This is a genomic window from Falsiroseomonas sp. HC035, assembly GCF_050563525.1.
Lineage (GTDB): Bacteria > Pseudomonadota > Alphaproteobacteria > Acetobacterales > Acetobacteraceae > Falsiroseomonas.
On sequence record NZ_JBNXUN010000003.1, the window covers coordinates 144,438 to 166,856 of the forward strand.

Sequence of the window (22,419 nt, forward strand, 5' to 3'; positions counted from 1 at the left end):
CCTCAGCCGACGCCCAGGCGAACCACGCGGCCATCGCCGCGCTGGGTCATGGCGAGGTGGTACAGCAGGGCGCGGATCGCCATGGCGACCGCCAGCATCTCGCCCCCCTCCTCCACCGCAAGCAGGGCGATGACGTTCCATTGCAGTCGGGCCTCCTCCTCCCCGGCTTCGGCGACCAGCGTGGCCTCGACCAGTTCGATGCCGATAGCGGAGGCGAGGAACAGCGTGGCGGAGGCGGCGAGCCACCACTTCGTGCGGGGCGGCAGCCGCAACCAGAAAGGCAGCAGCACCAGCATGCAGGTCAGGGCCAGGATCCCAAAGGGGATGACCCAGGCGTAGTACAGCATGCCGAACCCGGCCTCCCGCTGGCCGAGGTTGGCGGCGATTTCATGCAGGGCCGTGGCTTCGTCCACCGCCATGTAAACCAGCAGCACGGTGATGAACGCCCATGCGCGTCCGTCGCGAGAGGCCCAGCCACCCACGACACGCGACAGAACCGCCGCGACGACACCCGCTGCCAACAGCATGACAGAGGAGAAGAAGGCGGGGATGCTCGCTTCGGTGAACAGCTGGAACCGCGGGCTCAGCCCCAGCATGTAGTCCCGGCCGGTCTCGAGGTGCACCCAGGAGACCGCGAGGTGCGCCAGGATGAGCACGGCGATGATCAGGCACTGCCAGTGGAAGACCTGGGATGGGTCAATTAAGATCTCGTTCCTGCTCTTCGTATCTAGTGAAGCGAAGGAATCTTCCACTCCATGTGCGGGACTGTATCCAGGATTCAACTGACGAACCTCCGAAGCTGCCATGGAGTTGCCTCCGTTACCAATATGCATTGGATTACGCACTCATGACGGCCGCTTTAGTCTTATATTTGCAATCCGACATTCGATAATTTGTCACAAAGCCTTGTGAGACACCTCGGACCGTGGCGAAGTCTCCGACCACGGCGAGGCAGCAACGGCATGAGACACCAAGCATGACGCCTGTCCGCCTTCGCCAGGCCTGGGCCGACCTGATGGCCTCCTTCTGGCTGCGTCCCTCGGCCATGACCCTGGTCGCCATCCTGCTGGCGGCCGGGCTGGTCGGAGCGGAGGGCATGGTGGATCTGCCGGATGGGCTGGCCGACTTGGTCTATGCCGGCGGCACGGCCGGGGCGCGGGATGTGCTGGGGACTGTCGCGTCGGCCACCATCGGCGTCGCCGGCACCACCTTTTCCATCACCGTCGCGGCGCTGACGCTCGCCTCCAACCAGATGGGGCCGCGGCTGCTGCGCAACTTCACGCGCGACGCCGGCAACCAGTATGCATTGGGCGCCTTCCTCGCGACCTTCGCCTATTCGCTGGTGGCGCTGCGGTCCGTGCATGAGGCGGAGGAAGGCGCCTTTGTGCCCCAGCTCGCGGTTTCGGTCGGGCTGCTGATGGCCTTCGGCTGCGTCGGCGTGCTCATCTGGTTCCTGCACCACGTCGCCACCTCGATCAGCGTGGATCGCGTGGTGGCGCTGGTACACCGGGATCTGAGCACGGCCCTTGAGAAGGTGGATGGCGATGCAGCGGCGCTGCCGCCCGCGCCCCGGCCGGACCAGCCGACAGCCACGCTCACCGCCCCGGCCAGTGGCTACCTGCGCGTGCTGGATGAGGACACGCTGGCGGATTGGGCAGCAGGGCAGGACGCGGTGCTATGGCTGCGCGTCCGCCCCGGCGACTTCGTCTTCATTGGCACGGAAGTGGCGGAGGTGGTGCCGGCACGCCTGCGGGCCGAAGCGCAGGATCTGCTGGACCGGGCCATCTCCCTCGGTGATGCCCGCAGCATTGAGCAGGACCTGGAATTCGCGGTACGGCAGTTGGTGGAAATCGCCCTCCGCGCCCTGTCCCCCGGCATCAACGACCCGTTCACCGCGATCACGGTTCTGGACCGCCTGGGCGCGGCGCTGTGCCTAATCGCCGGCCGATCGCTGCCATCCGCCCAGGTGCGGCGGGACGGCCGCACGCGGTTGGTCCGCCCGGTGACCGATTATCCCGGCCTGGTCGACGCCATGTTCCACATGCTGCGGCAGGCCGCCGCCACCCAGCCGGCGGTGATCATCCGGCTGATGGAGGTCCTGACCTCCGTCAGCACGTTGGAACGCGACGCGGAACGCCGCGCGGTGCTGCGTGGGCATCTGGACCTGGCGCGGGATGCGGGCTTCGCCGGCACCGAGGATGCCGCGGCACGCGAAGCCCTTGTCGCCCGGCACGGCGCCGCACTGGCCCTGTTGCGCGGCTGACACCGGTTCCGGCGGCGCGTCGGGTGCGGGCCCGCGCGACCACGCCGGGCGCCACCTGCGCGCAAACGTGAATCCGAAAGTTGACCGGCATCAAGGCAGCCGGGACCTGCATGCGCCTGAGTTGCAGACACTTGCTGCCTGACCGCGGGCATGCCTCCCCGGCGTTGTTTGCGGACGCGGCCGCGGGCAAGGAGCTGATCGGGAAGGGACCGCGCAGATGGCGCTGCTCAACGCGACATACCAGTTCGAGCACTATGGCTTCACGAGCAATCTCGTCATCCCCAAGGAGATCGACCTCACGAAGCGACCGAGCCTGGTCCTGCAGATCCGGGAGAACGACGTGCAGATGGGCCTGCACGACGCGGACGGGCAACCGCTGACCACGACCGTCTGGGGCTACGGCGTCGGCGACACCGGCGGCTACCTCGGGCCGACCCTGCTGGCCCAGCAGGGCAGCCCGGTGACTGTCCGGTGGCAGAACCAGTTGCCGCTCTCCGGCCACCTGCTGCCGGTGGACGAAACCGTGCATCGGGCGGACCCAGTCCTGAAGACGATCCAGAAAGGCTTCGTGCCCGTGGTCGCCCACCTTCACGGGGGCGAGACGGACGCCGCCTTCGACGGCCACCCGGAGGCCTGGTACACCCAGACCAAGGGGGCTCGTGGCCCCGCCGAGACCGGGCCCCACTACGCCGGCGACACCTACACCTACCTCAACGAGCAGGAAGCGGCGCCGCTGTGGTACCACGACCACGCCCTCGGCCTCACGCGCCTCAACGTCTATGCCGGCCTCGCGGGCAACTACAAGCTGACCGATGCCAATGAGGCCCGACTGATCAAGGACGGGGTCCTGCCGGACCGCGAGATTCCGCTGGTGATCCAGGACAAGGCCTTCACCACGGACGGGCAGCTCTATTACCCGGCCCATGCGGGCGACGTCCTGCCAGACGGGAGCGGCGGGTCCGGCTACGTGCTCGGAGAGGTCGGGGCGACCTTCTTCGAGTGGAACGGCGCCGACGCGGCGAGTGCGCTGCCAGAGTTCTTCGGCGACCACATCCTCGTCAACGGCGTCGCTTGGCCGAACCTCGATGTCGGGCGCGGCAGCTACACTCTCACGCTGCTCAACGGCTCGGACAGCCGCTTCTACCTGCTCGACTTCGAGGGCAGGGCCGAGGTTGTCGCGGTCGCCACGGATGGCGGGCTGCTGCCCCGCGCCGTGGACCTCAACGGGGAATTCGTGCTGGCGCCGGGCGACAGGATCAAAGTGGCGATCGATTTCTCCGGCGCCTCGCCGGGCGACACCGTCCGCCTGGTCAACAGGGGGCCCGACTACTCGCCCTTCAAGGGCCTGGACGGCGAAGGGAGCCTCATCGATGCAACCGCGGCGACGGCGGCCGACCCGGTGGGCAACGTGATGCAGTTCACGGTCAAGTCCACGATCAAGGCCGACACCACCGCGAGCGTGGCACCCGGCACGCTGCTCAACCCCAATCACCACGACATCATGTCCGGGCCCTTCGACCACGTCCGCCAGGTCGAACTGTTCGAAGGCGTCGACGAGTACGGCCGCGTCCAGCCGCTTCTGGGAGCTGCCGAAGCAGGATCGTTCCATAGTCGACACGAACACGACATGGTCGAGATCAACCAATTCGGGCCGCTACTGTGGTCCGATCCTGTCACGGAGACGCCGCTGTTCGGTAGCACCGAGAAGTGGGAGATCTTCAACTTTACCGCCGACGCGCACCCGGTCCACCTCCACCTGACCCAGTACCAGGGCATCGGCCGCCGCGACATCGCCTTCCAGGACGAGGACGAGGACGGCACACCCGATGACACGACCGCGGACGGGCTGATCAGCTACGGCCGCTATGGCACCGCGGCATCGATCGACTACGCCCAGCACGACATCTGGATCAGCGACGCGCTGCGCGCCCTGATGCCGGAGGAAGGCGGCCGCCAGGACACACTCTACGTCGCCACGGGCGAGATGCTGGAGATCGCGGCGAGCTTCGAGAAGGCTGGCTCCTACGTCTGGCACTGCCACATCCTCAGTCACGAGGATCACGAGATGATGCGCCCGATGGAGGTTCTTTGCGCCTGAGGAACGCCGGTTCGAACGGTAGGGAGATCCCGCCCCGACGCCACGGCCCGGCAACAGCCTGGTTGGCAATCGGCGCTGATCCCGACCCGCTGGCGAGAAGGCTGGGCTGGAGCGTTGTCGCCGAAGGCTGGAACGGCCGGAGGCGTCGGTCACGCGCAAAATCACAGGACCAGATCATGGTCCGCGCTTCTGTTGGCGCGGATCATGGTTTAGGGCGCCGCGCGAAGCTGCGGCCGCAGCGCCAGCGCCAGTCCGGCGCCGAGCACCAGCACGAACAGCAGCCCGCCCGGCACCCACATCAGCAAGCCGCCGAGCTGCTGGTCCTCCAGCGGCGTGAAGCCCCAGGGCAGCGTCACATCCGGCGCATGGACGGCATAGAGCGGCCGCGGCGCGAAGGTGAGCAGCGCGCCCAGCACGCCCATCTGGATCGCCGTCGCCAGCGCCGCGACGGAGGTGCCGAGCGGCCGGGTGGGGCCGTGCCGCACGAGCGCCGCCCAGAACCAGGTGGCGGAGACCGCCAGCGACAGGTGCATCAGCCAGTAGGCTATGCCGTCCCCGGCGAAGGTCGCAGCATAGGGGCCCGGCAGGTGCCAGAGCCACAGCAGCACCGCGAAGCCCACCGCCGGCAGCGCCACGCCGCCAAGCCGCACCAGGCGCAGCCGCGTCGCCGCCATCGCCAGCAGCGGCGCCGCCGCCAGCACCACGAGAAGGTGCTGCGTCACCCGGACGCTGAACAGGGCGACGGACAGGCTGCACAAGGGGGAAACCAGCGCCACCGCCAGCATGCCCCAGCCTGCCAGCGACCATCCGGCCTCCCGCCGGCCCAACCACAGGCTGCCGGCGGCACCGGCCAGCAGCACGGCAAGCAGGACCGGGTGGGTGTTCCAGGTCGCCATGCCGGGCAGCGGCGGCAGGCCGCAGAAGGGAGTTTCGGTCACGGCTGCAAGCTCCTGCGGCTGGGTTCCATCATCTATTCTGCCGGCTGCGGCGCGCCGTCGCGCTCCAGCCGCCGCAACTCCGCCGCCCGCGCTCCGGGCGCGCTGGTGAAGCGGGCCAGCAGCGCATAGGCGACCGGAACCACGAACAACGTCAGCAGCGTGCCGAGGGTCAAGCCGCCGGCGATCACCAACCCGATGGTGCCGCGTGATTCGGCCCCGGCGCCGGTGGCGAAGGCCAGTGGCAGCGCGCCGAGGATGCTGGCGGCCGTGGTCATCAGGATCGGGCGCAGGCGCAGCGCCGCGGCTTCCTCCGCCGCCTCGGCCGGCGCCATCCCCTCGTCGCGCAACTGGTTGGCGAATTCCACCAGCAGGATGCCGTTCTTGGCGACCAGCCCGATGAGCAGCACCATGCCGATCTGGCTGTAGATGTTCACCGTCAACCCGGCGGCCAGCAGCGTCAGCAGGCCGCCGGCCAGTGCCAATGGGGCCGCCGTCATCACGATCAGCGGGTGCAGGAAACTTTCAAACTGCGCGGCCAGCACCAGGAAGGTCAGCACCATCACCAGCGCGAAGATCACCAGCACCGCCTGTCCGGTCTCCTGCAGATCCAGGCTCTCGCCGAGCCAGCGCAGCGTCGCATCGCCCGGCAGCGCCTCGGCGGCGGTGGCCTCCGTGCGCTCGATCATGGTGCCCAGCGTGGCACCGGGGGCCAGGTTGGCGCCGATCTCAACGGCGGCCAGGCGGTCCACCCGGCGCAGTTCCCGCACCGTGCCGACCTCGCGCAGTTCCACGACCGATGACAGCGGGATCAGCTCGCCGGTGCGGGCACGCAGGTGGACATTGCGGACATCGCCGGGCGCGGCGCGGTCCTCGGCCTCGGCGGCCAGGATCACCTCGTATTCCTCGCCGCGATCGAGCCAGCGCGTCACCTCGCGCTCGCCGAACAGCACGCCGAGCGTGTCGCCGATCACCGCAGCATCCAGGCCCAGCGCCGAGGCGCGATCACGGTCGATGCGAATCTCGAGCTGCGGCTTGGTCGCCTTGTCGGAGGTATCGAGCGCGACCAGGCCCGGAATGGCGCCGGCCTCGCCCAGCATGGTGGCGCCCCATTCGCGCACGCGCTCCCGCTCCGTCCCCGCCACGGCAAAGCGGAACTGGCGGCCGCTGCGGCGCTGGCCGAGCTTGGGTGGCGCCACGGCGAAGGCGCGGATGCCGGGGATGGATGCCAGGCGCCCACGCAGCTCCGCCACCAGGGCGGCCTGCGACATCTCGCGCTCCGCCCAGGGCTTCAGGCGCAGGATGACGATCGCGCGGTTGGTCTGCGCCGCGCCGCCGCGACCGGGCGCCACGATGCTGAGGAACTCCTCGGCCGGGGCGTCGTCCCCGACGAAGGGCGCCAGCGCCGCCTCGATCTTCAGGACCGAGGCGAGCGTGTCCGGGTAGCCGGCGCCTTCCGGGCCTTCGGCGATGATGAGGACGGAGCCGCGATCCTCGTCCGGCGCCAGTTCCTGCGGCAGCGCCATCCAGGCCAGCCCGCCCGCCCCGGCGAAGACCAGCCCGCCGAGCAGCACCAGCGCCGGCGCGCCCAGCAGCACACGCAGCGCGCCCCGGTAGCGGTCCCGCAGCCAGTCCTGCGCCCGGATGCTGGTGCGGGCGATCCGCCCATCTTCCTGCATTCCGGCGAAGACCCGCGCCGACATCAGCGGCGCCAGCGTCAGCGCTGCAGCGGTGGAGAACACCACGCAGGCCGCCAGCACCACAGCGAATTCCGCGAACAGGCTGCCGACGTTGCCCTGCAGGAACGCCAGCGGCAGGATCACGGACAGCAGCGCGGCGGAGGAGGCAAATACGGCAAAACCCACCTGCCGCGTCGCCCGCACAGCCGCAAGCAGGACGGGCTCGCCCTGCTGCTGCCGCCGGCGGATGTTCTCCAGGATCACCACCGCGTCGTCGACGCAGAATCCGATGGCGAGGATCACCGCCAGGATGGTCAGCACGTTGATGGAAAACCCCAGCGCCGCCGCCACCGCGACGGCCGGGATGATGGAGGCCGGGATGGTCACCGCCGGGATCAGCGTGGCGCGCAGCGAGCCCACGAACAGGAAGATGACCGCGATGATGATGGCGATGGTGATCGCCAGCGTCCAGGCGACGTTGGCCAGCGTCTCCCGGATGAACAGCGCCTCGTCATAGGACAGTTGCAGGCTGACGCCCGGCGGCAGCGACGCACCCAGCCGTTCCGCGGTCTCGGCGATGCCGGAGGACACCTCCAGCGCATTGGCGTCGGACCGCCGCAGGATCCCGATGGCGATCGCCTCCCCGCCCCCGGCCCGGAAGGCGGAGCGATAGTTCTCGACGCCGATTTCGACGCGCGCCACATCGCCGAGGCGGACGCGGCCGGCGCTGGCCCCCTCTCCTTCCCGCAGCACCAGCGCCCGGAAATCCTCGACCGAGCCGAGGCGGGTCAGCGCCCGCAGCGTCAGTTCCTGTAGCCCCGTCTCGAGCCGCCCGGCCGGAACCTCCAGGTTTTCAGCCCGCAGCCGGTCCGCCACATCCACCGGGGTCAGCCCGCGCGCCGCCAGCGCCGCCTGGTCCAGCCAGACCCGCATGGCATAGCGCCGGCCTCCATAGATCTCGACGCCCGCGACCCCCGGCACGATGCCCAGCGCATCGACCAGCCGCCGTTCCGCCAGATCCGTGAGTTCGGCCGTGTTCAGGATGTCGGAGCGGAGCGTGAGGTACATCACCGCGTCCTCGTCGGCCGAGGCCTTCTCCACCACCGGGTCCTCGATCCCGGCCGGCAGGTCGCGGCGGGTGCCCGCGACCTTGTCGCGCACCTCCGCCGCCGCGGCATCCAGGTCCGTGCCGGTGGTCAGCTCGATGATGATGATCGAGGTTTCATCGCGGGTGATCGAGCGAATGATTCGGATGCCGGCGATGCCGGACAGGTTGTCCTCGATGATGCGCGTCACCTCGCGCTCCACCACCTCCGCCGGGGCGCCGTTGTACAAGGTACGGACGGAGACCACGGGCGGGTCGACATCCGGGTATTCCCGGACGGACAGGGTGAAGGCGGCGCCGATGCCGATGGCGACCAGCAGCAGGTTGAAGGCGAGCGCCAGGACCGGGCGCAGCACCGGCAGGTCGAACAGGCTTTTCATTCGCGGCGCGCCACCGCGGCCGGGGCGGCGGCATCGACGCGGGCGCCATCCTGCAACCCCTGCAGGCCCTCCAGCACCACCTGGGCGCCGGCCATCAGCCCGTCCTGGATTTCCATGCGCTGTGGCAGGCGCTGGCCGATGCGGACCGGGGTGCGGCGGGCAATGCCGTCTTCCACCCGGAACACGAAATGCTCCGGCCCCTGGAGCACCACGGCGCGGGGCGGCACCGTGACCGCCTGTTCCACCACCTCCGCCGCCACCACCACCTGCATCAGCATGCCCGGGCGCAGCGCCCGGTCGGCATTGGGCAGGCGCGCCTGGATGATCACGGTGCGCAGCGCCGGGTCGACGCGGGGCGCCACGATGCGGACTTCGCCCTCGAACATCCGGCCCGGCAGGGCGGTGGATGTGGCGCGGATGGCGGCGCCCTCCGCGATCCGCGCGGCTTCCTGTTCCGGCACGGCGAAGCGCAGGTCAATGGGGTCCACCGCGTCCAGCGGCACCAGCGGCGTGCCTGGCTGCACCAGGGTGCCGACGCTGACCTGCTTCAACCCGAGGCGGCCGGCGAAGGGTGCCCGGATACGCGATTGCGACAGCCGCGATTCGGCCGCCGCCACCCGCGCCTGTGCCCCGGCCAGGCGCTGGCGCAGATCCGCCACGTCGCCGCGCGGCGCGAAGCCGCCACGGGCGAGGCGGGAGGATCGCGACAATTGCTGTTCCAGTTCCGCCGCCTCGGCCTCGGCAGCCCGGGCCTCGGCCTCCGCGGGGCCAGGGTCGAGCGTGACCAGCACCTCGCCCTCGGCCACCTCGGCGCCTTCCTCGAAGCGCAATTCCGTGACGCGGCCTGTGATCTCGGCAGCCAGCATGACACTGCTGGTGGCGACGATGGTGCCAAGCGCACGGATTTCCCGCACCAGGCGGCCGGCGTCCGCGGTGGCGAGCACCACGGGCGTCGGCGGCGGCGCGGGTGCGTCAGCCTGCCGGTCCGGCGCCGGCCACATCAGCCAGGCCGCGAGGCTAGCGGCGGCAAGCGCGGCCACCGCGCCGCCGGCCAGGGCAAGGCGGCGACTGGCCGGCGGGGCGTCACGTTGCTTGGCTGTCATCCGCGCTGCAACGATCCCGGCGCGGCCGGAGTTGCCAGCGTACCCGCGCCGGCAACAAACCGTCACAAACGCTGGAACAGTGTCGGCTTGGCGCGTGCGCGCAACAACGCCCGAGAGGCAGGCAAGACGCTGGCCATCCGGCTGTCAGGCCGTACCACTGGACCGGGAAGGCAGCCGTTCCGCGACCATTCCAGTCGGGTAGAGCCGCCCGTCAGGCTCCGCACGCATCGCCTCCAGCACGAAGCCGCGTGGCAATTCCAGCCGCTCGGCGATCGGCTTCACGTCCCGCGCGGCATCCCAGGCGGCCATGAGGGGCCGGCCCTCGCAGCGCTGGGTATCGAGGCCGAGCAGGTACAGCACGGTGGGCGCGATGTCGGTCAGGTCGGCCGGCGTTTCCGCCACTGCGCCGCGTCGAAAGCCGCCGCCCTGCATCACCAGCACCGTCGCCAGTTCCGCCCGGTGCAGCCCGCCATGCATGCCGCCGCCCTCCGGCACGTCCGGCGCATCGAAAGGCGCGTGGCCGGGCAGGCCCCATTCATCGGCCTCCGCATGGCCAGCGAAGGTCGCGACAAGATCCGCGCTGCGGCGATGACCGCTGCCGAGCACGGACAGCGCCATGGCGTGGCCGGCCGGCAGTATGCCCGGGTCGCGCGCCAGCAGTGGCCCGGCCCAGGGCTGCGTCGCCAGGAAATCCGCCACCTGCGGCGCCAGGGACGGGTCGCGGAACCAGAGCCCGGGCGCTGCCGCCGGCGCGACCACCACGTCCACATCCGGCGCCAGGCCATCGCCGGCGCGGAACCCGGCACGGCGCAGTTCCGCCGTGAGGGAGATCTTGCCCCGCCCGGTGACATGGCCATGGTCGGACAGCACGATGAGACCGATCTCGGCGGCATCCGGCTGGGCGTCCCGCCAGGCCATCACCTGGCCCACCACGGCATCCGCGGCCCGCAGCCCCTGCTGCGCCGCCGGCGATCGCAGGCCGCCCCAGTGGAAGGCGATGTCCGGCTCCGACAGCCACAGCAGCGCCACATCGGGCCGCAGCTTCGGCAGCACGTGTTCCAGCAGCACCCGGCCGGCATGGGCGATGCGGCCGAGGTTCGGCACGGCATGCGGCGGGGTCGCGCCGAGCTCGGCCCGCACCAGCGCGGCGGTCGCACCCTCCGTATCCTCGACGTTCCAGCGGAAGCCGCCGAGCCTATCGGCCGCCGGATGCAGCAGCCGCGCCGCCCCCGCGGTGCCGGCGCTGACCAGGACGAAGCTGCGCCCTGCCTCGGCCAGGCGCTCGCCCAGACTGGGGCGTTCCAGCGGGCTTTCGGCGCCCTGCGCCAGGGCCATCACATCGGCCACCAGCTTGGTCCGCAGCAGCCGGCCAGGCGCCGCGGCGGCATCGAACAGCGTGTTCGCGACCATGCCATGCCCGCCCGGCCGGCAGCCGGTGATAAGCGAGGGCGTCGCCACCCGCGTCTCGCTCGGGAAGACGCTGCGGGCGTTGGCGAAGCGCGTCCCGGCCGCGGCGAGTGCCGTAAGATTCGGGGTGGCCTGGGCCGAGACCATGTCCGGGCGCAGCCCGTCGAGGGCGATCAGGACAAAACGGGGCATCCGGTCGAAGTCTCCCTGCTCAGCGCAGCGTCGGGTCCAGGCGGTCGCGCAGCCAGTCGCCGATCAGGGAGACGGAGAGCGTCGTCAGGATGATGGTGAAGGCCGGCGCCAGCAGGATCCAGGGTGCCCGTGTCAGGTATTCGCGGCCATAGCCCACCATGGAGCCGAGGGAGGTCTCAGGCGGCTGCACGCCGAGGCCGAGGAAGGACAGGCCGGATTCCAGCAGGATGATCTCGGGGAAGGCGAGCGTCATCGAGACGATGAGCGTGGAGGCGATGTTCGGCAGCACGTGCCGGCCATAGATGCGCCAGGGCGAGGCGCCGAGCTGCCGCACCGCCGCGGCATAGCCCTGCGCCCCGGCACTGATGGCGAGGCCGCGGGCGATGCGGGCATAGCGTTCCCAGGCGTGGAAGCCGAGAAGGCAGATGAACAGCGCCATCGAGTTGCCGAAGAAGGCCAGAACCGACAGCGCCAGGATCAGGAAGGGCAGGCTGGCGGAGAAATCCACCAGCGCCAGCACCACCTGTTCGACGAAGCCACGGAAATGCGCCGCCAGGAAGCCGAGCGTGGTGCCGACCACCGCGCCGATGATGGTTGCGCCGAAGGCGATCAGCAGGCTCATCCGGATCGAATAGATCAGCCGCGCCAGCACGTCCCGCCCCAGCTCATCCGTGCCTAGCGGATGCAGCCAGGTGCCGCCCATGAAGACCGGCGGCGACAGGCGGTTGCGCAGGTCGAGCGCGGTGTAGCCATAGGGGCTGATGACATCGGCGAGCACGGCGATGACCAGCATGGCGCCCAGCCAGGCCAGGCCGAACAGCACCATCGGCGGCGGCAGCGGCCGTGCCGGCCTGGGCGGGGCGGCGGCGATCGGCGTGGCGGGGGCGGTGATGTCGGACATGTTCAGGCGACCCCCGCCGCGCGCTTCGGCTGGTTGCGCAGGCGCGGGTCGAGCAGGCCGTACAGCAGGTCTACCACCAGATTGGCGGTGACCATGGTGGCGGCGACCAGCAGCAGGATGCACTGCACCACGGCGAGATCCCGGTTCGCCACGGCGACCACCAGCAGCCGCCCGACCCCAGGCCAGGAGAATACGCTTTCGACCACCACCGCGCCGGCGATCAGGCTGCCGACCATGAAGCCCACGATGGTGACGGTGGGGATGGCGGCATTCGGCAGCGCATGGCCCCAGACCACAGCGCGCCACGGCACCCCCTTGGCGGAGGCGGTGCGGATGTAGGGCTGGCCCAACACCTCCAGCATCGCGCTGCGCGTGAAGCGCGCCAGTACCGCGGCACCGCCGACGCCCATGGTGATGATCGGCAGGATCGCATGGCGCCAGCTTTCCTGCCCGCCGGAGGGCAGCCAACCAAGCTGCACCGCGAAGACCAGCACCAGCAGCAGGCCGAGCACGAAGGACGGCACCGTGAAGCCGGCGACGGCCAGCATCATCACCGCCCGGTCGATGAAGGAATTGCGGTGCAGCGCCGCGGTGATGCCGGCCGGAATGCCGAGCCCGAGCTTGATGACCAGCGCCGGGATGGTCAGCGCCAGCGTCGCCGGAATGCGCTCCGCCACCAGCACGATCGCGTCGCGTCCATCGCGCATGGAACGGCCGAGGTCGCCCTGGAAGATGGCGCCGAAGTAGTGGAAGTATTGCAGCCAGACGGGCTGGTCGAGGCCCCAGGCCACGCGGAAGGCGTCCACCGCTTCCGGCGGCGCGTCGGCGCCCATGATGATCTGCGCCGGGTCGCCAGACAGGCGCAGCACGACGAAGGCGAAAGTCACCACCATGACGATGGTGACCGCGGCGCGCAGCAGGCGGCCGGCGAGGAAACGCATCATCTCAGGCAGCCTCTCGGATCGGGCCGAAGCCGGGCGCGACCTCGCCCTGCGCCACGTGGCAGGCGACCAGCCGGCCATCGACGGGGCGCGGCTTCAGCACCGGCGTTTCGCGCGCACACATCGCGGTGGCGACGGCGCAGCGCGGATGGAAGGCGCAGCCGGAGGGACGGTCCGCCGGGTTCGGCGGGTCCCCCTGCAGCACGATGCCCCGTCCGACCTTGCCGGGATGCGGGATGGCCGAGACCAGCGCCTGCGCATAGGGATGCGCCGGGTCGCGCAGCACCGCATCGGGCTCGCCTTCCTCCACGATGCGGCCGAGATACATCACGGCGACGCGGTGGCTTACCTGACGCACCGCGCGCAGATCGTGGCTGATGAACAGGATGCCGAGGCCAAGGCGGTCCTGGATCTCCACCAGCAAATTCATCACCTGCGCCTGGATGGAAACGTCCAGCGCACTGATCGGCTCGTCGCAGACCAGCATCGCCGGGTCGGTCGCCAGTGCGCGGGCCAGCACGGCGCGCTGGCGCTGGCCGCCCGAGAGTTCGTGCGGGTAGCGCGCCGCCTGGTCCGGCCGCAGCCCGACGCTGCGCAGCAGGTCTGCGGCGCGGGCGGTGCGGTCGGCCTTGTTGCCGATGTCGTGGATCTCCAGCGGTTCCGCCACCTGCGCGCCGATCGTCAGGCGCCGGTCCAGCGCGCCGAGCGGGTCCTGGAACACCATCTGCATGCGGGCACGCAGGCGGCGCCAAGGCTGCGTGTCTGGCGCCGGCATTGGCCTTCCCTCGAAGGCGACGCTGCCGGCATCGGGCGCTTCCAGCCCCAGCACCAGACGGCCCGTGGTCGATTTGCCGCAGCCGGATTCGCCAACCAGTCCGAGCGTGCGGCCACGTTCCAGCTTCAACGAGACTCCGTCGACGGCACGCACCTCCACCGTGCGACCCATCAGGCCACGACGCATGGCGTAGCGGCGCGTGATGCCCGCCGCCACCAGCAACTCCGCATCCTGCCTCATGCGTAGACCACCTGGGCATGGCTGGCCGGCACCGTGGCGCGGATGCAGGCGGCGCGGTGCTGGCGCGCGATACTGGCCTGGTCGGGTACCCCCGCATCGCAGGCACCGACATGCATCGGGCAGCGTGGTGCGAAGGCGCAGCCGGGCGGCATCGCCCAGGGCTCCGGCACGCCGCCCGGGATTGCGGCAAGCTTTCGCCGGGGGCCATCGAGGGGCGGCAGCGCGCCGATCAGGCCCCGCGTATAGGGATGCGCAGGCGCCTCGAACAGCCGCGCGCTCGGCGCCTGTTCGACGATGCGCCCGGCATACATGACGCAGACGCGCTCGCAGCTATCCGCGACCACGCCGAGGTCGTGCGAGATCAGCACCAGCGCCATCCCCGTCTCCCGCCGCAGATCCTGCAGCAGGGTCAGGATCTGCGCCTGGATGGTGACGTCGAGCGCCGTGGTCGGCTCGTCCGCCACCAGCAGTTCGGGCCGGCCGGCCAGCGCGATCGCGATCATCACGCGCTGGTTCTGGCCGCCCGAGAGTTCATGCGGCCAGGCATCCAGCCGACGCGCCGCATCCGGGATGCCGACCTGGTCGAGCAGCCGCTTCGCCTCCGCCCGCGCCTGCGCGCCGTCCATGTCGCGATGCAGGCGCAGCGCTTCCGTGATCTGACGGCCGATACGATGCACCGGGTTCAGGCTGCTGGCGGGGTCCTGAAAGATCATCGCGATGCGGCCGCCGCGTACGCGGTCCAGTACCGAAGGCGCGGCGTGCAGCAATTCCTGTCCGTCCAGCCTCACGCTGCCGCCGATGCTGGCACGTCCAGGCAGCAGGCCAAGGGCGGCGAGCCAAGTGACCGACTTGCCGCAGCCGGATTCACCGACCAGCCCCACGGATTCACCACGCGCGACATCGAGATCGATGCCACGCAGCGCCGGCTGCCCGTCGAAGGAAACCTTCAGACCCTGCAGCGTGACCAGCGGCGCCGCCATCAGGCGCCCCAGTTCCGGCCACGGAAATCCATGGCGAAGGATTGCGCGGCGGTCCAGGCGATCTCGCGCCGCTTGGCCGTCAGGTTCACCGACTGGTGCAGCACGGTATAGGCAGGGTCCTCGCGTTCCGCGATCTCCAGCAGGCGGCGGAACACAACGCGGCGGCGGGCACGGTCCATGCTGGTCTCCAGCTCGCCGGACAGGCGGCCAAATTCCTCATTGCGCCATTCGCCGATCTGCCATTGCTGGCCCTGCGGCCCGTGCTGGGATGTGATGGAGGCGGTGGGGTCGTTGAAGCTGGCGCTGTTCGACCAGTCCCGCACGCCGCGGCTTCCTTCGCGCGACAGCACCTGCGGGAAGTTCTCCCGCATCTCGATCTGCACGTTCAGCCCGACCTGGCGCCAGCCTTCGACCAGGATCTGCGCGGTGGGCGTCTGGTTGGTGTAGTAGTTGTTCAGCAGCCGATAGGGGATCGCCTCCCCGCGGTAATTCGCCTCGCGCAGCAGGCGGCGTGCCTCGGCCAGGTCGAAGCGCGGCGCGGCCCAGTCGTCGTGGAACATCTCGCCATAGAAGCGGAATTGCAGCCCCTTCGGCACCGGCGCGCGGCCATCCCACAGCGCGGCCGTAATGGCGTCGCGGTCGATGCTGTGGGTGAAGGCGCGGCGCACCAGAGGGTTGGCCAGCACCGGGTGGTTCTTGTCGAACACCGTGAGGCGATGGTTCATGATCGGGCCGCCGACCACCTGGTGACGCGGGTTGCGTTCCACCGTCGCGATCTGGTCGGGCGGCATGTCGCAGGCGAAATCCGCCTCACCGGACAGCAGCATGTTGATGCGCGAAGCCACTTCCGGCACTTCCATGAAGCGCAGACGCGCGATCGGCGGGCGGCCACCCCAGTAGTCGTCGAAGGCCTCCAGCGTCAGCGACTGGTCGGGGCGGAACTCGGCGATGCGATATGGCCCGGTTCCGATCGGGCGACGCGCCCAGTCGAGCCAGGAGGCGGATTTCTCGAAGGCGTCACGCGACAGGATCATGCCGACGTTGCGGCTGATGCGGCCTTCCAGCGTCACGTCCGGCACCTTGTTCACGAAGCGCACCGTGTGGCTGTCCACGATCTCGATGCGCTCGAAGGCCGGGTAGGTGCGGCGCGCGACGGCGAGAACCTCCGGCGGCGGCGTGCGGCCCTGGGTCTGGCCGGGGATCACGGCGAACAGGTTGCGCGCCTGCTCCACCGTCATGCCCCAGCCCATGCGCTCCGCGCTGAAGGAGAAGGCGACATCTTCCGCCGTCATAGTGCGGCCGTCGTGGAAGCGCACGCCGCGGCGCAGCGAAAGCTCCACCGTGCGGTCGTCGATGCGGCGCCAGGATTCCGCCAGCGCCGGCTTCAGGCCGAGGTCGCCGGTCCAGCTCTGCTCGATCAGCGTCTCGGCGTAGCTGTGCCAGGTGCGCGTGCCGACGTTGGACTGCTCGCGCAGGGTCTCCAGCGTGTTGGTGTTGGCGATCTTCTGCACCGCGATGGTGATGGTCGGCCGCTGGTCGGACTGCGCCAGCGCCGGCATCGCGAGAAGGCCCGGTGCCAGAAGACCGGGTGCAAGCAGGAAGCTGCGGCGATGCATGGCTCAGGCCCCCCAGTTGCTGCCACGGAAATCCATCGCGAAGGCGGGGCTCGCCTTCCAGCGAATGTCGCGGCGCTTGGCGGTGAAGGTCGCGTTCTGGTGGATCACGGTGTAGGCGGGGTCCTCGCGTTCCGTGATCTCCAGCATGCGGCGGAAGATGGCGCGGCGGCGCGGCCGGTCCGTGCTGGTTTCCAGTTCCACCGACAGGCGGTTCATCTCCTCGTTCGTCCACTCGCCGACCTGCTGCTGCTGGCCGTTCGGGCCGTGCTGGTTGACGATGGACGAGACCGGATCGTTGAAGGGCGCGCTGTTGGACCAGTCACGGATGGCGCGCGTCGGGCTGCGCTCCAGGATCTGCGACCAGTTCTCCTTCATCTCGATCTGCACGTTCAGGCCGACCTGGCGCCACATCTCGACCAGCACCTGCGCCGTCGCGTTCTGGTTGGTGTAGTAGTTGTTCAGCAGGCGATAGGGGATCGGCTCGCCACGGTAGTTCGCCTCCCGCAGCAGCCGGCGCGCCAAGGCCGGGTCGTAGGCGGGCACGGACCAGTCGGCGTGGAACATCTCGTCGTAGTAGGGCCATTGCAGCCCCTTCGGCACTTCGGTGCGGCCGGCCCACAGGCTGTCGACGATCGCCTGGCGATCCATCGCATGCGTGATGGCGCGGCGGACGCGCGCATCGCGCAGCGCGGGGAAGGTCTTGTCGAAGCAGATCAGGCGGTGGTTGAGGATGGTGCCGCCCTGCACCTCGAAGGCGCGGTTGGCCTCGATGCCGGGAATCTGGTCCGGCGGCAGGTCGCAGGCGAACTGGTATTCGCCTGACAGCAGGCCGTTGATGCGGGAGGACACCTCCGGCACCTCGACGAAGCGGATCTGCCGCAGCGGCGGGCGGCCGCCCCAATACGCGTCATGCGCGACCAGCGTCAGCGACACGTCGGGGCGGTATTCGGCCACCATGTAGGGGCCCGTGGTGACGGGCTTGCGCGCCCAGTCCAGCCAGGTCGCCGCCTCCTCGAAGCCGCGGCGGCTCATGATCTCGCTGCCGTAGCGGGACAGGCGACCTTCCAGCGTCACGTCCGGCGTCGCGTTGTGGAAGCGCACCGTGTACTTGTCGACCGCCTCCACCCGCTCCAGCGCCGGCCAGGACCGGCGGGCGACGGCGGGGACTTCCGGCGGCAGTTCCTTGCCGGCCCGCGGCGCCGGCATCCCCTCCCCGATCGGAATCGTGCGGCCCTGCGCGGTGGCCAGCGTGGTGCCGAACATGCGGTCGCGGGAGAAGGAGAACACCACGTCCTCCGCCGTCATCTCATCGCCGTTGTGGAAGCGCACGCCGGGCCGCAGCTTGAGCTCGACCACCTGGTCCGAGATGCGGCGCCATTCCGTGGCGAGTCCCGGTACGGCGCCGAGCTGGCCGAGCCAGTCGCGGCTGATCAGCCCTTCCCACAGGGAGGAGAAGAACACGCGCTCGCCGACGTTGGACTGCTCGCGCAGCACTTCCAGCGTGTTGCTGTTCACCACCTTCTGCACGGCGATGGTGATGGAGGGGCGGTTGTCGCCCTGCGCGATGGCGAAGCGCGGCAGCGCCAGCGCCGGCGCGGCGAGGATCAGGCGGCGGGAGATCTGCATGGCGTGGCTCCTTATTCGGCGGCGGCGCGGAGCGCGGGCGATGCCGGGCGGCGCTCGTCCAGGCCCTGCGGCGTGGCACGGAAATGGGTCAGGGTGCGTTCAGCGTGGCGCAGCCGCAGGGACAGGGCGCGCTGGGCGTAGTCCTTTACGCGGCCCGCGTAGTCCGGGTCCTCGGCGCGGTTCTCGAACTGGTTCGGGTCGCGCTTCAGGTCGAAGAACAGCGGCGGCAGGGCGGCGAAGTGGACATATTTGTAGTCGGCATCCTGCACGACGCAGAGGCTGGAGGTGTCCATCGTCAGGCCGAGCGCGGTCTCGGGCTGCGAGTAGTGGATGTCGCGAAAATCGTATTCGTAGTGGTGCAGGTCGCGCCAATCGGCAGGCTTGTCTCCCGCCAGCAGCGGCAGCAGGGACCGGCCATCCGCGGCGCGTGGCGCCTCGCCACCCAGCCATTCCAGGATGGTCGGCATCACGTCGACGCTTTCGGTCAGCGCCTCGTCGACCTGGCCCGCACGCGCCGTGCCGCCGGCGCCCTTCACGACCAGCGGGATGCGGAAGCTCTCGTCGAAATAGCCGAGCTTGCCGAGCAGCCAGTGGTCACCGAGTTGCTCGCCATGGTCGGAGGTGAAGATGATGCTGGTGTCATCCCACTGCCCGGTCTGCTCGAGGTAGGCAAAGACACGGCCGAGCGCGTCGTCGATCTCGGTCATCAAGCCGCAATAGCTGGCGCGCATCTGCCGGATGCTGGCCTCGTCGAGCCCGGCGCCGGCGCCCTTGGCGCCGTGGAAGAAGCTGCCTTGGCCGATGGCGCGCAGGTAGTGGCGCAGCAACGGATGCTGTTCCGCCTCCGCCTCCCACCGCGGCGCGCGGATCGGAGCCGGCATGTCGGCCGGGTCGTACATGGTGTTGTAGGGCGCCGGCGCGATGAAGGGCGGGTGCGGGCGGTAGTAGCCGAGGTGCAGGAACCAGGGCCTGTCGCCCTTGCCCTTCAGGTAGGTCAGCGCCTTCTCCGTGAAGAAGGTGGTGTCCGACAGCTCCTTCGGGATGCGGGAGGGACGGTTCGTGGCGCCGGGCACGGCGTCCTCGCCCTCCGGCAGCCAGATGTCCTCGCGCTTCGCCGGAAGCTCATAGCCCTGGTGCGCCAGCCAGCCGAAATAGCCATCCATGTTCGGCTCGAAGGCGCCGACACTTCGGAAACCGTCCATCAGGTCGCCGAGCGTGGTGAAGCGCGGGTCCTTCGGGCCGGTGCTGCGCGGGTCCGGCGTCGTCGTCGTGTAGCCGATCAGCGCCGGATCGTAGCCGATCAGGCGCAACTGCTTGCCGAGGTTGGTGTGGCGCGCATCCAGCGGCACCGTGTTCTGCACGGCGCGATGGTTCATCAGGTACAGTCCGGTCAGCAGGCTGGCGCGCGCTGGCCCGCAGGGTACGGTATTGGTGACGTGGTTGCGGAACGTCACGCCCTCGCGGCACAGCCGGTCCAGGTTCGGCGTGCGCAGGAATCCGGCGCCGAGTGCGGGCACGAAGTCCGCCCGCCACTGATCCACCACGATGAGGAGAACATTCTGCCGTCGCGCCATGCCGCATCGCTCCATCCGATGCGGCGGGACTTACCGGGCGAGCCGCGACGGCTGTGTGACGGTCGCGCTGAGACTTTGTGACAGAAGCAGGCGGGGACGCCGGGGCATGCCGCGGGTCGGCTTCCGCAGCCCGCGCGCGCCCTGTCCAAGAACGAACCTTCAGGGCGCGTTCACAGGTCGCATGTCATCCTGCATCGCATGTACACACCGGATCTCGGCATCCTGGATCGTTATGCGATGGCGCAGCCCGACCGCGCCCCGACCTTCGCCGAACGAGGTGTCGCCGTCCCGTTCACGACCCCGATGCTGGCCGGGGCGCGGCTTCGTCGCGCGGCTACAGGTGGATCGGAGCTTGTCCTGGCTGGCCTCGGCGGCCGCGGCATCTATGTGTTGAAATGGGAGGCGGCCATCAACCTCGCTTCGCCGACCCTGCATGACCACCAGCTCTGGCCACACTTGGCGGCGCTTCCGACCATCACGCCCGCACGCGTGCGTCAGGCGGCCTGCTCCGTTGCCGCGATCGGGCTCGCCGGCCGGGACGCGGCGGCAGCGTCCATCGCGGTGCTTGCCGTTCTCATGAAGGCCCGCGAAAGGGCCGAGCAGCGGCTTGGTGGCGCAACCAGCCCGTCGATGAACCCGCAGCAGGTGCAGTCTTGCCGGTCCAGCCTCGTCGAGCTGCTCGCGACGATCGAAGCCGGCGCTGGTGACGTCCTCGGAGGTCGCCATGCCGCGATCGAGCGGCTTGGCGCGGAGCTGCTGGCCCTCGCCGAAAAGCTTCCGGACGGGCCCGAGCGCCGGGCAGCAACGCTCATCGCGGCAGGCGCGCGCCTCACGCTCGCGGCGCTGCCCTGCTGCCTCCGTCCGCTCCACGCGTCGCTGTTGCACCTGCCGGCCCGCATTGCCGGCAATGAGCGGGTCCTGGCCGAGATCGGCGAGCAGGCGGGACGCCTCGATCTCCTGCTGGACGGGTGGTCCGGCCTGATCGCGCTCTGGGACGAGATCCCGCCAGTCAAGCGCCGCGACTTCCTCGGTGATCTCCTGGCTGGCCTGCCGGTGCCGGCGCGCGAAGCGGATGACTGGTCTCAGCTGCTGACCGGGTGGGACAGCCTCGCCTCCGCACAACGCCGGCTACCGCTCAAGCCGAGTTGGGCGCGCGGCGGTCGCATGGCGCTCATCGCGCTGCACGAGGCCCGGCGAGCGCGCGCGCCGTGACGCTTCTCGGCTCCGATGCACGGCAGATCCGTGCCGCCCTGGCCACAGCGCCCGACGGAACACTTGGCCGGATCGTCGGTATCCTGGACAGGATCGCCAACCGTGGAGAGGCGGATGCTCTCCTTACCTCCGTGCGCCCGAGGCTGCAGCGGCTGCGACCTGTCCGGCCGATGCAGTTCTTGCGGCTGCTCGCCCTGCCGCTTGAAGGCGCGCTTGTCTCGACCTCGGCATGGATGCGGAGCCCCACGGCGATTCCACGCTCCGCGCTTGCCCCGCTCGGCGAGGCTGTGCGCGCCGCGCTCGGGGGCGAGGTGGAGGCGATCGAAGCCGCCTGCGCCAACAGGTCCATGGATGATGAGGCGTCGGTTGCCGCATTGGGGGCGCGGCTCTGGCTTGCGGCCGGGGTGGCCGTGCTGCCGCGCGCAGGCGGGGCTTGGGACCGCGCCGGATTGCCGCACGATGCGACGGGGCCGATCGTGGACCTTGCGGCGGCGCTCTGGCGGCATGGCGTCGCGCTGCTGGCGGCCCGGCGGAGCGCCTGCGACGGACCACCGGAGTCCGTCCTGCGCGCAACGCTGGGGCCGATCGTGGCGGAGGGTCCGGCGGCGCTCGCCGCAGCCACGGTGCTGCTGCTGCGGGAAGCCGCGGCGCCGGCCCGTGTGGCCTGGGTGGCGGGCGGCTTCGCGCCGGTCGTGGTGCGGCTGGCCGAGGATGCCCTGTACGATCTGCTCCTGGCGCACGCCACGGCCGTTTCATCCGCGCCGAGCCTTGGGGAGATGGCCGACTACGCCGAGGCGCTGGTCAGCCGTCTCGAGGATGCCGACGACTATGGCCCCCCGGCCGGACGAGAGGAGCGACGGCGCAACATGGCCGCGATCCGTGGGGAGACCGCGGCGGCATGCCGGAGCCGGTATGAAGGGGGCTTGCTGTCCGATCTGCTCGATGCGGTGACGGGCCTTGCCGGCCTTCCCTGCCGGGCGGATGACGAAGCGGTTCGGAAGCTGGAGGATGCCGCGCGCGACCTGCGGCGGCTCGAGGCTGCGGGGCGCCGGCTCGGCGAGTGCTCGGCCTTCGACCGCGCGCGGGCGGACATCACGCCGAGGCTGCTGGCACTGGCCGCCGGGAGAAGCGGGCTTACGCGCATCGAGCTGGCGCGGGTCGTCGAGATCATCGCCGGCGCGCAAGCCGCGCTCCCCCTCGTGACCTTCGACGCCGAAAGCTGAACAGCGCTGCCCTGCGCGGCGGCCAGGCGCCCGCAAACAGCACCAAGTTAATTTGCTCAAGATTTATTCTGCGAAAATTTGCAATTGGATGGCGCCGACGTCGGGCTCGAGGAGTTCCTGCCATGTCGTTCGTCCACCGCCCCGCGCCCCTGCGCGGAAGGGTGCCGCA

At 70.1% G+C, this 22,419-nt stretch carries 16 protein-coding genes; 4 read left to right on the forward strand and 12 right to left on the reverse strand.

Translation table 11 applies throughout. The features are described from left to right. Positions 1-2: 2 nt before the first annotated feature. A complete protein-coding gene (locus tag ACLF3G_RS08390; protein ID WP_430668911.1) occupies positions 3-656 on the reverse strand; it encodes a hypothetical protein in 654 nt (217 codons plus the stop codon). Positions 657-976: 320 nt separating this feature from the next. Here ACLF3G_RS08390 and ACLF3G_RS08395 point away from each other — a divergent pair, with 320 nt between their 5' ends. Together ACLF3G_RS08395 and ACLF3G_RS08400 are read left to right on the forward strand one after the other, a co-directional pair. Next, positions 977-2,263: a DUF2254 domain-containing protein gene (locus tag ACLF3G_RS08395; RefSeq protein WP_430668912.1), complete on the forward strand. Its 1,287-nt coding sequence runs from the start codon at positions 977-979 to the stop codon at positions 2,261-2,263. A 217-nt stretch (positions 2,264-2,480) separates the two neighbouring features. Further along, on the forward strand, positions 2,481-4,361 hold the full coding sequence (locus tag ACLF3G_RS08400) for a multicopper oxidase family protein (protein WP_430668913.1): 1,881 nt from the start codon (positions 2,481-2,483) through the stop codon (positions 4,359-4,361). 209 nt (positions 4,362-4,570) lie between these two features. Here the strand turns inward: ACLF3G_RS08400 and ACLF3G_RS08405 are convergent, their stop codons facing one another. The 11 genes from ACLF3G_RS08405 to pehA form a co-directional block, all read right to left on the reverse strand. Continuing rightward, the gene (locus ACLF3G_RS08405) at positions 4,571-5,299 is read right to left on the reverse strand and encodes a cytochrome c oxidase assembly protein (protein ID WP_430668914.1); all 729 of its coding nucleotides are present in this window, start codon (positions 5,297-5,299) and stop codon (positions 4,571-4,573) included. A gap of 32 nt (positions 5,300-5,331) precedes the next feature. After that, positions 5,332-8,460 carry an efflux RND transporter permease subunit gene (locus ACLF3G_RS08410; protein ID WP_430668915.1) on the reverse strand — a complete coding sequence of 1,043 codons (3,129 nt, stop codon included), beginning with the start codon at positions 8,458-8,460 and terminating at the stop codon, positions 5,332-5,334. Continuing rightward, entirely contained in the window at positions 8,457-9,563 is a 1,107-nt protein-coding gene (locus ACLF3G_RS08415) for an efflux RND transporter periplasmic adaptor subunit (protein ID WP_430668916.1), read from the reverse strand. Before ACLF3G_RS08415 ends, ACLF3G_RS08410 begins: the two co-directional genes overlap by 4 nt. A 144-nt stretch (positions 9,564-9,707) precedes the next feature. Next, positions 9,708-11,162, reverse strand: coding sequence for an alkaline phosphatase family protein (locus tag ACLF3G_RS08420; protein ID WP_430668917.1), 1,455 nt, complete (start codon positions 11,160-11,162; stop codon positions 9,708-9,710). A 19-nt stretch (positions 11,163-11,181) separates the two neighbouring features. Further along, positions 11,182-12,063: an ABC transporter permease gene (locus ACLF3G_RS08425; protein ID WP_430668918.1), complete on the reverse strand. Its 882-nt coding sequence runs from the start codon at positions 12,061-12,063 to the stop codon at positions 11,182-11,184. 2 nt (positions 12,064-12,065) lie between these two features. Continuing rightward, on the reverse strand, positions 12,066-13,007 hold the full coding sequence (locus tag ACLF3G_RS08430) for an ABC transporter permease (protein ID WP_430668919.1): 942 nt from the start codon (positions 13,005-13,007) through the stop codon (positions 12,066-12,068). A gap of 1 nt (position 13,008) precedes the next feature. Further along, the gene (locus ACLF3G_RS08435) at positions 13,009-14,019 is read right to left on the reverse strand and encodes an ABC transporter ATP-binding protein (RefSeq protein ID WP_430668920.1); all 1,011 of its coding nucleotides are present in this window, start codon (positions 14,017-14,019) and stop codon (positions 13,009-13,011) included. Beyond that, positions 14,016-14,999, reverse strand: a complete 984-nt coding sequence (locus ACLF3G_RS08440; RefSeq protein WP_430668921.1) for an ABC transporter ATP-binding protein — start codon at positions 14,997-14,999, stop codon at positions 14,016-14,018. The genes ACLF3G_RS08435 and ACLF3G_RS08440 overlap by 4 nt, the downstream gene beginning before the upstream one ends. Beyond that, positions 14,999-16,615, reverse strand: coding sequence for an ABC transporter substrate-binding protein (locus tag ACLF3G_RS08445; RefSeq protein WP_430668922.1), 1,617 nt, complete (start codon positions 16,613-16,615; stop codon positions 14,999-15,001). The genes ACLF3G_RS08440 and ACLF3G_RS08445 overlap by 1 nt, the downstream gene beginning before the upstream one ends. A gap of 3 nt (positions 16,616-16,618) precedes the next feature. Continuing rightward, positions 16,619-18,241 (reverse strand): ABC transporter substrate-binding protein, encoded by a 1,623-nt coding sequence (locus ACLF3G_RS08450; RefSeq protein ID WP_430668923.1) that lies wholly within the window; start codon positions 18,239-18,241, stop codon positions 16,619-16,621. An 11-nt stretch (positions 18,242-18,252) separates the two neighbouring features. Next, positions 18,253-19,815, reverse strand: a complete 1,563-nt coding sequence (gene pehA / locus ACLF3G_RS08455) for a phosphoric/sulfuric ester hydrolase PehA (RefSeq protein ID WP_430668924.1) — start codon at positions 19,813-19,815, stop codon at positions 18,253-18,255. Positions 19,816-20,013: 198 nt separating this feature from the next. Between pehA and ACLF3G_RS08460 the strand changes: the two genes are divergently transcribed. Both ACLF3G_RS08460 and ACLF3G_RS08465 read left to right on the forward strand, forming a co-directional pair. After that, the gene (locus tag ACLF3G_RS08460; RefSeq protein ID WP_430668925.1) at positions 20,014-21,027 is read left to right on the forward strand and encodes a hypothetical protein; all 1,014 of its coding nucleotides are present in this window, start codon (positions 20,014-20,016) and stop codon (positions 21,025-21,027) included. 170 nt (positions 21,028-21,197) lie between these two features. Further along, positions 21,198-22,250 carry a hypothetical protein gene (locus tag ACLF3G_RS08465; protein WP_430668926.1) on the forward strand — a complete coding sequence of 351 codons (1,053 nt, stop codon included), beginning with the start codon at positions 21,198-21,200 and terminating at the stop codon, positions 22,248-22,250. Positions 22,251-22,419: the final 169 nt, after the last annotated feature.